This is a genomic window from Agrobacterium sp. NPDC089420 (assembly GCF_044900305.1).
GTDB lineage: Bacteria > Pseudomonadota > Alphaproteobacteria > Rhizobiales > Rhizobiaceae > Agrobacterium.
In genome coordinates, this window is sequence record NZ_JBJDMY010000006.1 from 120,598 (window position 1) to 134,576 (window position 13,979).

Consider the following 13,979-nt stretch of genomic DNA (forward strand, 5'->3'; position numbering starts at 1 on the left):
AAAGCGGGTTTCCCATGACAATCAAAGCAGAAGATTTGCCTTACCGCCCCTGTGCGGGAATAATGGTTCTGAATGCCGAGGGCCTCGTCTGGGCCGGGCGGCGCATCCGGGAAGGCAATTCCGAATATGACGGCTCACCGCACTTGTGGCAGATGCCGCAGGGCGGCATTGACGATGGCGAACGGCCTTTGACAGCCGCCATTCGTGAGCTTTACGAAGAGACCGGAATGAAATCCGTGACGCTGCTGGCGGAAGCGAGCGACTGGATTCACTATGATCTTCCGCCCGAGCTGATCGGCATCGGATTGAGAGGCAAATATCGCGGACAGGCGCAGCGCTGGTTCGCGTTCCGTTTCGAGGGCGACGAGAGCGAAATCCAGATCGACCCGCCGCCGACCGGTCATATGGCTGAATTCGACGCCTGGGGCTGGAAGCCGATGGAGAGCCTGCCCGACCTGATCGTTCCGTTCAAACGCGCTGTCTATGAGAGGGTTGTTGCGGAATTCCGCCACCTCTCCGGCAAATAAATAAAAAGGCGGCCGCTGGCCGCCTTTTCCTTGTCTGATATTAAAAGCTTATTCCGCTTCGTTGGCGGAATCGGCATTGAGCTGGCCGTATTTTTCTTCGCCGATCTTGCCGAGCAGTTCGAGCTGGGTTTCGAGGAAGTCGATATGCCCCTCTTCGTCGATCAGCAGGGTTTCGAACAGCTTCATGGAGACGTAATCACCCGCCTCGTGACAGATGTCGCGGGACTTTTTGTAGGAGGTGCGGGCGTCGTATTCGCCGGCCAGATCGGCTTCGAGCACTTCCTTGACATTCTGCCCGATACGCAGGGGAGCCAGGGTCTGGAGGTTGGGATGACCTTCCAGGAAAATGATACGATCGATGAGCTTGTCGGCGTGCTGCATCTCTTCGATGGATTCAGCCCGCTCCTTCTTCGCGAGCTTGGTGTAACCCCAGTCGTTCAGCAGCCGATAGTGAAGCCAATATTGGTTAACTGCACCGAGTTCGAGAAAAAGGGCCTCGTTAAGCCGCTCGATGACTTTTTTGTCGCCTTTCAATGTCCGCTCTCCTGTTCTCTTCATGGAATCGCTTCAGGCGGGACATAAAATCAAAAACATCGGCCTCAGTCGAGTGGCGACGGGCGTGATATTCCTCGGTGGTCTTGATGATCAGGTCGACAACGGTGGGAAAACAGCCGCAGCAGCGACCGCGTTTTTCCATGGCGTGATACACTTTTGCAGGAACGATGAGCTGCCAACAGTCCTCGTCGAGGAGTTCGTTGATAACGTCCCGGATCTCATGATCGGTGATGTAATTGCAGCTGCAAACCAGCATGATGGACTGCCTGTATGACGCAACACGTTGTTTTCGTTCTTAAACCAAAACAGGACACCAAATGTCAAGAAAAACCTCCTTTTGAGTTGGCGGGGATTTTCTAGACTCATTCTAAACTATACAAAAACTATCGTGTTTTCATTGGCTTAGTGGTGAACATTTTCCGGTGAGCTACACTCAAGTTTTTGTGCGCGGCAAAATTTCCGAGGCTGCGATCACGAAAAGTTTACTGGTTTGGAGCGGGACCGGAGCGGGGAGGACCCGCCTCAGGCAAAATATTGTCCGCCATTGGCCGTCATGGTAGAGCCGGTGATGAAGCCGGCGTCGTCGGACACCAGAAACAGGACGCAGCGTGCGATTTCTTCCGGTTCGCCCAGTCGTCCGACCGGAATTTGCGGGACGATGCGTTCGGCCAGAACGTTCTGCGGTATCGCTCTCACCATCTCCGTACCAATATAGCCGGGGCAGATGGCGTTGACGGTGATGTTGCGGCTGGCGCCTTCCTGGGCGAGCGCCTTGGTAAAGCCGATATCGCCCGCCTTGGAGGCGGAATAATTGGCCTGTCCCGCCTGCCCCTTCTGTCCATTGATCGAGGAAATAGTGACGATACGGCCGAAACCGCGCTCGCGCATGCCTGGCCAGACTGGATGTGTCATGTTGAAGACGCCGGTCAGGTTGGTGTCGATCACGTCGCGCCATTGCTGTGGCGTCATCTTGTGAAACATCGCATCGCGGGTGATCCCGGCGTTGTTGACGAGGATTTCGACCGGCCCGAAGGTTTCTTCCACCTTCGCGATGCCATTTACGCAGGCGTCATAGTCGCGCACGTCCCACTGGTACGCAGGGATGCCGGTTTCCGTCTGGAAGGCTTCCGCCCGGTCGGTCGTGAAGGCGTAGTTGACGGCCACTTGGTAGCCGGCTGCCTGCAGGGCGCGGGCAATCGCGGCGCCAATGCCGCTCGTCCCGCCAGAAATCAACGCAACCCGGCTCATTTCGGCCTCCATGACCTGTCGATCAAGCGCCTCGCCATGCAAGGGCGCTTCCATCTATTGCGGAATTCGTTCGTCGTGCTCAACCGCCACAGAAATGCGGCCAATGGGAGGCCGCTTCTACCCTATTGTCTGCCGAACCGGAATTGCTTTTTGGGACGTATCGGAGCTCTTTCAGAGCGCTTCGATACACATGGCGACACCCATACCGCCGCCGATGCACAGCGTTGCGAGCCCCTTTGAGACGTTGCGGCGGCGCATTTCAAAAATCAGGGTGTTCAGGACGCGCGCGCCGGAGGCGCCAATGGGATGGCCGATGGCGATCGCTCCGCCGTTGACGTTGACGATATCGGGATCGAGGCCAAGTTCGCGCACCACCGCACAGGACTGGGCGGCAAAGGCTTCATTGGCTTCCACAAGACCGATATCGTTTATCGACCAGCCGGCCCTTGCCAGCGCCTTGCGGGAGGCGGGGATGGGGCCGGTGCCCATGATCTGCGGATCGACGCCCGCCGTCGCCCAGGAGGCGATCCGCGCCAACGGCTTGATGCCGCGTTTTGCCGCTTCCTGTTCCGACATCAAAAGTGCCGCTGCCGCGCCGTCATTCAGGCCGGAGGCGTTGCCGGCGGTGACCGTGCCCTCCTTGTCGAAGGCCGGGCGCAGCTTGGCCATGGTTTCCAGCGAGGCGCCGTGGCGGATATGTTCGTCGGCATCGATGACGATATCGGCCTTGCGGCCTTTTACCGTGAAAGCGACGATTTCGTCCGCAAAGCGGCCGGCGTTCTGCGCCGCTTCGGCCTTGTTTTGCGATGCGACGGCGAACTGGTCCTGCTCATCGCGGGAGAGCTGCCATTGGCGGGCGATGTTTTCGGCGGTAATGCCCATGTGGTAACCGTAAAAGGCGTCCGTCAGACCGTCCTTCAGCATGGTGTCGATCATCTTGAAATCGCCCATCTTCACGCCGCCGCGCAAATGTGCGCAATGGGGCGCCATGGACATGGATTCCTGGCCGCCGGCAATGACGATGGCCGCGTCGCCGGTGGCGATCTGCTGCATGCCGAGGGCCACGGCGCGCAGGCCGGAGCCGCAGAGCTGATTGAGGCCGAAGGCGGTCGCCTCCTGCGGAATGCCGGCCTTCATCGCTGCTTGCCGCGCCGGGTTCTGTCCTTCGCCCGCCGTCAGCACCTGGCCGAGAATGACTTCGTCGACTTCATTTGACGTAACGCCGGCACGTTCCAGCACGGCATTGATGACGGTCGCGCCAAGCTCATGGGCGGGGGTATTGGCGAAGTGGCCATTAAAGGAGCCGACGGCGGTGCGCGCGGCGCTGGCAATCACGATTGAAGGCAGGGTCATCTCTATTCTCCTCACTTGCGGGCGGAGACTGGCAAAGCTTTCAATACAAGTCAAATGGCGAAAGTTGCTTTAAAAGATATTGCTAAATCACGATGGAATCTTGCGAAAAATTGCTGCGCAAAAAACAAACTGTTGCGATGCACAAAACATTTGTCAGACAGCGTATTTTGCGCATACACTTTGCGCCGGGAAGAGCAAGAACACCAAAAAACAAAAAAATACCATCATCGCGAGGAGGCGGGCATGGCGAAACACGACGGCGAAACAATCATTAAAAAATACGCCAACCGGCGGCTCTACAACACCGGTACCAGCACCTATGTAACGCTCGACGATCTGGCGCAGATGGTCAAGCGCGGCGAGGACTTCAAGGTCCAGGATGCCAAGTCGTCCGAAGACATCACACATGCGGTGCTGACGCAGATCATCGTCGAACAGGAGGCCAAGACCGGCAATACGCTGCTGCCGACGGCGTTCCTGCGGCAGTTGATTTCCTATTACGGCGACCAGATGCAGATGGTCGTGCCGACATTTCTCGAACATTCGATGAAGACGTTCTCCGACCAGCAGAGCCAGATGCAGGAACATATGGCCAAGGCCTTCGGCGACGGTTCGCTTGCCCGTAATTTCCAGGCGCCGCTGCAGATGATGGAAGAGCAGATCCGCCGCAATACGGAGCTGTTCCGGCAGGCGATGCAGGGTTTTACACCTTTTTCTATGCCGCAGGCGCCCAAGGAAACCCGCAAGCCGAACGCATCCGAAATCGATGAGCTGAAGGCGCAGCTGCGCGCATTGCAGCAAAAGCTCGACCAGCTCTGACCCTGCCTTTGTGAGCCGATGCCGGGTCTGATCAAACCGCATCGGCTGCTGCTTCAGACTTTCAGCTCGCCGTTCTTTCCGGTACGCGCAGCAGAAGCAGGAACCCAGCCCCCAAAAACACGATGAGCGTGGCCATGCCGATATGGGCGGAGCCGCTTATATAGGTGGCTATGGAAAACGACAGCGTTGCCATGAAACTCGTGGCGCGCCCGGAAAGCGCATAGATGCCGAAATAACGGCCTGCTTCGGCGACGGTGATATTGCGGGCAAGATAGGAGCGTGAGGAGGCCTGGACGGGGCCGAAGGCGAGGCCGATCAGCACGCCATAGAGAAGATAGGCTTTTTCCGCGCCGGTGGCGAAGATGCCGCCATTGTCGGCTGTTGATAATTGTATCCAGCCGAACAGGGTCGAGCCTTTTTCCGTGGAGACGATGCCGAGCGTGGCCAGCAGCAGGAGCGCCAGGCTGATGAGGATGGTGATGCGCGAACCGAGTTTCTGGTCGACGCGCCCGGCGGCGAAACAGCCTGCTATCGCAACGACGTTGAGCAGGATACCGAACAGGCCGATTTCCATCGTCGCCCAGCCGAACATGCCAGCGGCAAAAGCGCCGCCCAGAATGAGCACGCCATTGACGCCGTCCTGATAAAGCATGCGCGCGATCAGGAACCGCAACAGCATCGGGCGGTAACGAAGCTCGCGGAGCGTGATTTTCAGTTCCCCAAGCCCGGAGCGGATCGCTGCCTTGAAAGGCAGGCCCTTTTCGGCGTCAGGGGTCAAGACAAACATCGGCAGAATGAAGACGAGATACCAGACTGCAGCAAGCGGGCCGGTTATTCTGGCGTCCTCGCCGGTTGCCGGATCGAGGCCGAAAAGCGGGTTGATGCCCGCGATGGTGAGCCCCGTCTGCGGGCTGGCGGCCAGAAGCGTCACCACGGCAATCAGCACCACCATGCCGCCGAGATAACCGAGGCCCCAGGCGAGGTTGGAAATGCGCCCGACATTTTGCGGGTTGGTCAGTCGCGGCATCATGGAATCGTTGAAGACGATCGAGAATTCCGCCGCGATGGAAGCAAGGATCATGCAGATGATCGGCAGGATGAGCGGTGAGCCCGGCGCTGCAAACCATAATAAGAAGAGGCTGACGATCTTGATGACGGCAAAAAAGGCGATCCATGGTTTGCGCGCGCCGGATTGATCGGCGATCGATCCGAGGATCGGGGAGAAGAGGGCGATGACGATTGATGAGACCGTCGCCATGTTGCTCCATGTTGCCTGCGCCGAAATCGGATCCTCAGTGAGGCGTGCGACGAAATAGGGGCCGAAAACGAAGGTGGTGACGACGGTGAAAAAGGGCTGCGCCGCCCAGTCGAACATGATCCATCCCCAGATACCGCGTTTGGTAATCCCTGTTTCCGCGTTTTGGGAGGGGACAGTCATTCATCGTCCTATCGGAAATGGGAGGGGAAAATGCGGCATGCCGAGGCAACCGTTTGTCTGCCGCCATCCGGGTCGATAACCCGGATGGCGTTTTCAAGACCGCCGATCAGCGCGCCTGGACGATATCGGAAAGCAGCCCCGCCGCCACGGTCAGGCGGGCGAGGTTGGTATCACCGCTTTCGCTGAGCGCGCCGAGTTCGGAAACGATGCGGTTGACCCGCACGCGGTCGGCAGCATACCAGGCCTGAACCGGATCCTTCTCCTTTGCATATTCCGTCAGCGCCGAGATGACGATCCGGCGTCTCGATGAGGAAATCTGGTCCTGGCTGCGCAAGAGAGCCAGGCTCTCATAATGATCGGCCGGTGTGATGCGCTGGCTGGCATCCAGCAGGCGTGCCACACGGAAGGTCGAGGAGACGGTGGCGTAGCTTTCCGCTGCGCGGGCGAGCGTTGTGCCGGCGCTTTCGGCGATCCGCATGATCTCCGGCACATAGGCCAGCAGGGAAAGCGTATCCAGCTCCTCCAGAAGGCCGGAAGGAACGCCGTCGATCTCGGTCACGCCCAGCTCGCGGCGATATTTCGCCGCTGCTGGCGACAGCGTCCTGATCGCGGTTTTCAGGCGATCGATCTCGGTCGCCATATCGCCCGCCGCGGCACCCGCGCTTCGGGTCTGCAGATATAGCCTGCTCGCATCGGAGAAGATGCGGGTGATGGTGGCGTAAAGCCCGTTCTGGACTTCGCCGCCGACCTTGCCGTCAAGTGCATCGACCTCTGCCCAAAGGCGCTTGAGACCGAAACCATCTTCAACGATAACCGCTGCTTTCACGACGTCGGCGGCCAATAGTCCGCTGGCGTCGGCCAGTTTCTGCACGAAACCCGGGCCGCCGCGGTTGACGACGGCATTGGCGAGCGCGGTTGCAACGATCTCGCGGTGCAGGCGATGCGCCCGGATATCGTCCGCATAGTTCTTCTGCATCTTGGCCGGGAAATAATCGGCCAGAAGATGCTGGAGATAGGGCTCATCCGGCAGGGCGCTTGCCACCAGCGCATCGAACAGTGTCAGCTTGGCGTAGGACAGCAGCACACCGATTTCCGGCCGGGTCAGCGGCTTGCCGGAGGCATATCTTTCGCTGAACTCGGCGTTGTTCGGCAGGGTTTCCACCTTGCGGTTCAGCTGCCCCGTTGCCTCCAATGCGCCCATCAGGCGGCCGAGTTCTTCTCGGTTGGTCAGTCCCAACCGCTCGGTCAGAGAAATCGCCAGCGATTGCAGGTAGTTGTTGCGCAGCACCAGCTGTGCCACTTCAGGCGTCATGGAAGCGAGAAGCTGGTTGCGTTTCGGCATCGTCAGGCGACCGCTATTGACGGCGGAGGCGAGGGCGATCTTGATATTGACCTCGACGTCAGAGGAGTTCACCCCGGCCGAGTTGTCGATGGCGTCGGAGTTGCAGCGCCCGCCTGCAAGCGCATAGGCGATCCGGCCCTTCTGGGTAATGCCGAGATTGGCGCCTTCGCCGATGACCTTGGCGCGCAGTTCGGTGGCGTTGACGCGGATGGGGTCGTTTGCCCTGTCGCCCACCTCGGCGTTGGTTTCCACCGCCGCCTTGATGTAGGTGCCGATGCCGCCGAACCACAGAAGATCGGTCGGCGCCTTCAGGATGGCGGTCATGATCTCGAAGGGCGTGGCGACGGCTTTGTCGATGCCGATGGCAGCGACGGCTTCCGGTGTCAGCGTCACCGATTTTTCCGAGCGGGAAATGATCATCGCGCCGGCGGAGAGAGCCGAGCGGTCATAATCCTGCCAGCTGGAACGCGGCAAATCGAAAAGCCGCTTGCGTTCGGCAAAGGACCTGTCTGTATCGGGATCCGGATCGATGAAGATGTCGCGGTGATCGAAGGCGGCGATCAGCCTGATTTTTTCCGACAGCAGCATGCCGTTGCCGAAGACGTCGCCGGACATGTCACCCACGCCCGCCACGGTGAACGGCGTGGTCTGGATGTCGGTATCCATTTCACGGAAATGGCGTTTTACGGTTTCCCAGGCGCCACGGGCGGTGATGCCCATCTTCTTGTGATCGTACCCGGCCGAACCGCCCGATGCGAAGGCGTCGTCCAGCCAGAAGCCGGCCTCGTGGGCAAGGCCGTTCGCTGTATCGGAAAAGGTCGCCGTTCCCTTGTCGGCGGCGACGACGAAATAGGGGTCGTCACCGTCGAGCCGCAGCGTATCGGCTGGCGGTACGATCGCGTCATCGACGATATTGTCGGTGATGGACAACAAGGTGCGGATATAGGTCTTGTAGGCCTCGCGGCCGGCATTAAAGACCTCGTCGCGGGAGCCGCCGGCGGGCAGGTTCTTCGGGAAGAAGCCACCCTTGGCGCCCACCGGAACGATAACTGCGTTCTTTACCTGCTGCGCCTTGACGAGGCCGAGCACTTCGGTGCGGTAATCCTGGCCGCGATCCGACCAGCGCAGGCCGCCGCGCGCCACCTTGCCGAAGCGCAGATGCACGCCTTCGACCTCGGTGCCGTAAACGAAGATTTCGCGGAAGGGGCGCGGGTCTGGCAGTCCATCCAGATGTTTTGGATCGAACTTGAACGCCAGAATGTCACGCGGCGTGCCATCGGTATTTTTCTGGAAGTAGTTGGTGCGCAGTGTCGCGTCGATGGCGTTGACGTAACGTCTGAGGGTGCGGTCCTCATCGAGATTGGGAACGCCGCTCAGCGCCGCTTCGATCGCCTTGTGAATCTCCGCCAGCTTTTTCAGCCGCTTCTTTTCCTCGACAGACGGATCGAAGCCGGCCTTGAACAGCGCGAAAATATTGCGGGAAATGGCCGGATATTTATAGAGCGTTTCGGAAATATGCTCCTGCGAATAAACGATGCCGGTCTGGCGCAGATAGCGGGCATAGGCGCGCAATACCGAGACTTCGCGCACCGTCAGGCCGCAGGCGAGAATCAGGCGGTTGAAGTTGTCATTGTCCACCTTGCCGGAGAAGGCGGCGAGGAAGGCCTCCTCGAGTTTCGGCCCGTAATGCGGCAGATCGAGCGTCGTTCCGGCTGCAACGGACAACTCCATGTCGTGCAGCACGATACCGCGCTTTTCGCCATCGGCAACAACGCCGATATCGAAGGTGCGCTCGCTGATGACGTTGAAGCCGAGATTTTCGAGCAGCGGCACACGCCGCGAGAGCGGCAGATGGCCGTCGCGGTGGAAAATCTTCAGCGACAGCGTTCCGGCCGGCTGGCCTTCCTGCTGATAAAATTCGATGCGGACCGGTTCACCCTTCGCGGCGCCCAGAATATCCGGCATATCGCCGATCGCTTCTTCGGGTGTGAAGGCTTCCTGATAGGCCTGATCCACCTCCAGTACCGGCGCACCCGGCTCCGACAGGGCAATAAAATGGTCTATCCAGCGCGCCGCAATGTCGCTGACGGCGTCTTCCAGCCTGTCCTGGGCGATGCGTGGCGTCTTGCCTTCCGTGCGGCCGACGATGAAGTGAACGCGGGCGACGGCGCCTTCCGGAAAGGCAGGGTAATAGGCGGATATATGTCCGTCATAGACCTTGCTCAGATAATCGCCGATCTTCTCGCGCACATAGGAATTATATTCCTCGCGCGGCACGAAGATGATGGCGGAAACGAAGCGGTCGAAACGATCGATACGGGCAAGAACCCGCACGCGCGGACGGTCGCTCAGTTCCATGATCTGCTCGATGAAGCGGATCAGAAGATCGGTCTCGATCTGGAAGAGATCGTCGCGCGGGTAGGCCTCCAGTGTGTTCTGCAGGATGCGGCCGGAGTGGCTGTTGGGGTCGAAGCCGAAATGCCGCTCAACATCCGCCACCTTGGCGCGCAGCAGGGGTATCTGCTTCACCGATCGCGTATAGGCGGTGGCGGTGAAAAGGCCGACGATGCGCAATTCGCCGATGACGTTGCCGTCCTCGTCGAAACGCTTGATGCCGATATAATCCATATAGGCGCGGCGGTGCACGATGGATTTCACATTGGCCTTGGTGACGATGAGGAAATCCGGACCGTCGAGGAAGGCGAGGATTTCAGGTGTCGTCGTCACCGCATTCTTGCCGAGGCGCAGCACGCGCACATCCGGGTCGCTGAGGCTGCCGAGGCCGACGCCGTCACCGCGTTCGATCCTGGCGTTCTTTCCCTTGCCGGAATAGGTATAGTCGCGCATGCCGAGAAAGGTGAAATTGTCGTTGCGAAGCCAGTTGAGGAATTCGACGGCTTCGGTACGTTCGCTCTTGCGCCGCGACGAGCCGCGCTTCGACAATTCATCCAGCGCTTCGTCCAGCTTGGCCAGCATCGGACGCCAGTCGCGATAGGCGGACTGGACCTGCGCCAGTACAAAGCGCAGGCGCTCTTCCAATGTTGCGGCGGCCGCCTGCGTCAGCGGCGCGATATGCAGCTGGATGAGGCTGATATTCTCGGCGGGATCGTCCTCGGGCTCGGCAAGGCGGTAACCGGCCTGCGCATCGTCATCGCGAACCAGAATGGGGTGCACGGCGAGATAAAGACCGCGATAGCTGCTGGTGACTTCGCCCATCACGGAATCATAAAGGAAGGGCATGTTGCGGGCGATAATGGTCAGGACCGTGACCGGAATATCCCGCGGTGAAACGCCGTCCACCTGGGCGATGCTGATATGCGGCGTCTCTCCGGTCCAGTGCGAAAGCGCCCGGAAACTGTGTGCCGCACTCGCCGCCAGCATCTCTGCGGAATAATATTCTATATCGTCGGCGCTTGCCCTTCCATAAAGAATACCTGGATCAAGAAATTGGACATTTTCGGCAATTGCCTGCTGGCGCGCTTTTTCGATCTGTTTTTCGCGTTTTGGATTGTTTCTGTAGCCCATTTGACGTGGATTCCTCCAAAAATCACACTTTAATATAAAAAAGCATCGCCAATTTACGGATTTTGCCTTTTCGGTCGAATCGGATATTGGCGTGGAATTACGAAGAGTTTAAGAGCCTTTCGTGTTTCTTCAGTCGGTAAGTGAAATTTTTTTGCTTCTTTTGCCATGAGGGTCCGTCGCGAAGCATCTGACAGTATTTTAGCGGCTAATTTTTAGGCGGTTCTTGAGCCGCTATGTGATGTTGCGGCCACGGTCGAAGCAAATTATTGATTTGCGCCTATTTTTGTGGTACACCAACGACACTGATCCACAGCGTGGCATTTGTGTGCCCAAAAACACCACGAAAGCAACACCTCTTTTGCACGCGGTTTCCGTGACATATCGAGCGTTTACGTTATCGAACCCCGCAAGGCGGGAAGGTGTGTTTTTGCGTGCACGGCTGGACCAGTGCGGAGTCACCTGACGGTTTCCCCCGTCTCATCAGGGCCTGACCGACCCAACCCCGGCATTGCCGGGTATGTAACAGGGAGTTTTTAGAACGAATGACGACCCAGCAGAAGAAATCTCCAGCACATCACGGTTTCAAGACCGGTGAAGCGATTGTGTATCCCGCTCATGGTGTCGGTACCATTTCTGCCATCGAGGAACAAGAAGTCGCCGGCATGAAGCTTGAGCTTTTTGTCATTGATTTCGAAAAAGACAAGATGCGTCTTAAAGTTCCCGTCGCCAAAGCCGTCAGCATCGGCATGCGCAAGCTTTCCGAAGGCGATTTTGTCGAGCGGGCGCTGAAAGTGGTACAGGGCAAGGCGCGTGTGAAGCGGACCATGTGGTCGCGCCGCGCCCAGGAATATGATGCGAAGATCAATTCCGGCGATCTCATTGCGATTGCTGAAGTTGTGCGCGATCTCTACCGTGCGGAAAACCAGCCGGAGCAGTCCTATTCCGAGCGTCAGCTTTACGAAGCCGCTCTCGACCGCATGGCGCGCGAAATCGCCGCCGTCAACAAGATGTCCGAAACCGAGGCTGTCCGCCTGGTGGAAGTCAACCTTGCCAAGGGTCCCAAGCGCGGCAAGACTGTCGAAGAGGACGATTCTCAGGATGAAGCCGCTTAATAACCGGCCTTTTCCTTCTAAAAAAACCCGCCTTAACGGCGGGTTTTTTGTTGTCTGGCCGAGAGGGTGCATCCTACAGGATGCGGATTTTCGTACCCTTGCGCATATGCGGCAGAACACGTCGCATGTCTCGAGGGTGGAGGGCGACGCAGCCTGCCGTCGGCTCGTATCCCGGCCGGATCAGATGCATGAAGATCGCCGAGCCGCGATGGCGGCTTCTTGAAGTGATGTTCCAGTCCAGCACCAGACAGACATCGTAGAGGTCGTCCTTGCGCATCATTTCCTCATGACTTGGCGCGAATGGCGCCCTGACCAGCCTGTTGTAATTGGGATTGCGAGGCTCGTCGCACCACAGCATCGATTTTTGCGTCCGCTGCATCGGTAAAGTCGTCGCGGCGGCGGACATGCGGTCGCCGCGATAAAATCCATGCAGCAGGCGGATAAGGGAAATCGGTGATTTGCCGTCTCCTTCGCGTTTCCGCATGGTGCGGCCATGACGTCCGATCGCGGCGGGAAAAGTGAGATGCCCGAGCTGAACGATCGCCCGGCTGATTTTCAGGGGCGATGGCCGAACCATGAGCGTCAATGCGCGTTTACGTTGTTCAACCGATCGTTTGCTCATGTTTTTCACGAGATTTTGCTTTGCAGGTTATTTAACGTGAAGTCATAGCACTTCATCATATGATGGCAATGGGTTGACCTTTTATCGGCAAACCGCTGAATTGGCTGACGATTAAAGTAAGAAAGGCTGAGAATCCGAATGACGGCTCGCACTATCCTTCTGGTGGACGATGACGACGATCTTCGAGAGACGCTGACCGAGCAACTGTCTCCTTATGAGGAATTCTCGCTTCTGAGCGGTGCAAACGCCGCGCAGGCGATGCAGACCGCCAAGACCGCCCAGGTCGACCTTCTGATCATGGATGTCGGCCTTCCAGACATGGACGGCCGCGAAGCGGTAAAGCTGTTGCGCAAGGGCGGATTCAAGGCGCCGATCATCATGCTGACGGGGCACGACACCGATTCCGATACGATCCTCGGGCTGGAAGCCGGCGCCAATGATTACGTGACGAAGCCGTTCCGTTTCGCCGTGCTTCTGGCGCGCATTCGTGCGCAGCTGCGCCAGTATGAGCAGAGCGAGGACGCGGTTTTCACCGTCGGACCCTATCAGTTCAAGCCAAGCCAGAAGCTGCTGACGACCGAAGACGGCAAGAAAATCCGGCTGACGGAAAAGGAAGCCGCGATCATCCGTTATCTCTATCGCGCCGGCAGCACTGTCGTTACCCGTGATGTCCTGCTGGAGGAGGTCTGGGGCTACAATTCCGGCGTCACCACGCATACGCTGGAGACACATGTCTATCGCCTGCGCCAGAAGATCGAACGCGACCCGTCCAATGCCGAAATTCTGGTGACCGAGAATGGCGGTTACAAGATCGTTCCCTGAGCAGGGCCTCTTCTTGCTTGTCATGCTCTTCTGAAAGCCAACGCCGTGCGTCCGAGACGATGCACGGCGTTCTAACATCTTGTATTTTGAGGGCCGATATTGGAAAACCGCTATAGTGATGCAGGCGGTTTTCCGGAGTAACGATCGACATGGCCTTGACGGACGATATCATGCTGCTGGGGCAAGTGCCGTTATTTGCCGGCTTCAGCGACGATCAGTTGCGGTTGATCGCCTTCGGCGCGGAGCGCCGCCGTATCTCGGCTGGCCAGACATTGTTTCGCGAACACTCGCCGGCCGAATGCGCCTTTGCGGTGACGGCCGGTCATTTCGAGCTTTTCACCGCCGGGCGGGATGGCAAGCCGCTGTTGCAGGCAACGCCCGGCAAGGGTGCCTTGCTTTCGGAACTTGCCCTTTTCACTCTCTGCGAAAGAAAGTTCACTGCCGTCGCAGCGGAGGATTCCGAAGTGATCCGGATCACGCGTATCCTGTTTCACCGGCTGGTGGAGGAGTTTCCGGAGGTTGCCGATATCGTCTCGGCGCGTATTCGCGACAATATCGCGTCGCTGGCGGCGGGTGCGGCCCGTTTGCAGAACCGCTTCGTCTGATTTCCACGCAG

12 protein-coding genes are annotated in these 13,979 nt (G+C 58.5%); 5 read left to right on the forward strand and 7 right to left on the reverse strand.

Going from position 1 to position 13,979, the window contains the following annotated elements:
- Positions 1-14 precede the first annotated feature (14 nt).
- Positions 15-527, forward strand: coding sequence for an RNA pyrophosphohydrolase (locus tag ACI2KA_RS11540; protein WP_404502088.1), 513 nt, complete (start codon positions 15-17; stop codon positions 525-527).
- A 48-nt stretch (positions 528-575) separates the two neighbouring features.
- On the opposite strand, the gene bfr is transcribed toward ACI2KA_RS11540, so the two are convergent.
- The 4 genes from bfr to ACI2KA_RS11560 all read right to left on the reverse strand — a co-directional run bounded on the left by bfr (position 576) and on the right by ACI2KA_RS11560 (position 3,683).
- The gene (bfr, locus tag ACI2KA_RS11545; RefSeq protein ID WP_404502090.1) at positions 576-1,061 is read right to left on the reverse strand and encodes a bacterioferritin; all 486 of its coding nucleotides are present in this window, start codon (positions 1,059-1,061) and stop codon (positions 576-578) included.
- Positions 1,027-1,338, reverse strand: coding sequence for a bacterioferritin-associated ferredoxin (locus ACI2KA_RS11550; protein WP_220360040.1), 312 nt, complete (start codon positions 1,336-1,338; stop codon positions 1,027-1,029). Before ACI2KA_RS11550 ends, bfr begins: the two co-directional genes overlap by 35 nt.
- Positions 1,339-1,604: 266 nt before the next feature.
- Positions 1,605-2,330, reverse strand: a complete 726-nt coding sequence (gene phbB, locus ACI2KA_RS11555; protein ID WP_404502481.1) for an acetoacetyl-CoA reductase — start codon at positions 2,328-2,330, stop codon at positions 1,605-1,607.
- A gap of 171 nt (positions 2,331-2,501) precedes the next feature.
- On the reverse strand, positions 2,502-3,683 hold the full coding sequence (locus ACI2KA_RS11560) for an acetyl-CoA C-acetyltransferase (RefSeq protein WP_404502092.1): 1,182 nt from the start codon (positions 3,681-3,683) through the stop codon (positions 2,502-2,504).
- A 243-nt stretch (positions 3,684-3,926) separates the two neighbouring features.
- Here ACI2KA_RS11560 and phaR point away from each other — a divergent pair, with 243 nt between their 5' ends.
- The gene (gene phaR / locus ACI2KA_RS11565; RefSeq protein WP_404502094.1) at positions 3,927-4,502 is read left to right on the forward strand and encodes a polyhydroxyalkanoate synthesis repressor PhaR; all 576 of its coding nucleotides are present in this window, start codon (positions 3,927-3,929) and stop codon (positions 4,500-4,502) included.
- A 61-nt stretch (positions 4,503-4,563) separates the two neighbouring features.
- Here the strand turns inward: phaR and ACI2KA_RS11570 are convergent, their stop codons facing one another.
- A complete protein-coding gene (locus ACI2KA_RS11570; RefSeq protein WP_404502096.1) occupies positions 4,564-5,940 on the reverse strand; it encodes an MFS transporter in 1,377 nt (458 codons plus the stop codon).
- A gap of 106 nt (positions 5,941-6,046) precedes the next feature.
- On the reverse strand, positions 6,047-10,807 hold the full coding sequence (locus ACI2KA_RS11575; RefSeq protein WP_404502098.1) for an NAD-glutamate dehydrogenase: 4,761 nt from the start codon (positions 10,805-10,807) through the stop codon (positions 6,047-6,049).
- A 542-nt stretch (positions 10,808-11,349) separates the two neighbouring features.
- Here ACI2KA_RS11575 and ACI2KA_RS11580 point away from each other — a divergent pair.
- Positions 11,350-11,919, forward strand: coding sequence for a CarD family transcriptional regulator (locus tag ACI2KA_RS11580; protein ID WP_003505223.1), 570 nt, complete (start codon positions 11,350-11,352; stop codon positions 11,917-11,919).
- A gap of 73 nt (positions 11,920-11,992) precedes the next feature.
- Here ACI2KA_RS11580 and ACI2KA_RS11585 read toward each other — a convergent pair whose 3' ends face one another.
- Positions 11,993-12,496 carry a L,D-transpeptidase gene (locus ACI2KA_RS11585; RefSeq protein ID WP_404502483.1) on the reverse strand — a complete coding sequence of 168 codons (504 nt, stop codon included), beginning with the start codon at positions 12,494-12,496 and terminating at the stop codon, positions 11,993-11,995.
- Between the two features lie 183 nt (positions 12,497-12,679).
- On the opposite strand from ACI2KA_RS11585, the gene ACI2KA_RS11590 reads away from it, so the two are divergent.
- A complete protein-coding gene (locus ACI2KA_RS11590; RefSeq protein WP_003505216.1) occupies positions 12,680-13,363 on the forward strand; it encodes a response regulator transcription factor in 684 nt (227 codons plus the stop codon).
- A gap of 149 nt (positions 13,364-13,512) precedes the next feature.
- Positions 13,513-13,968, forward strand: coding sequence for a cyclic nucleotide-binding domain-containing protein (locus ACI2KA_RS11595; protein ID WP_404502100.1), 456 nt, complete (start codon positions 13,513-13,515; stop codon positions 13,966-13,968).
- Positions 13,969-13,979: the final 11 nt, after the last annotated feature.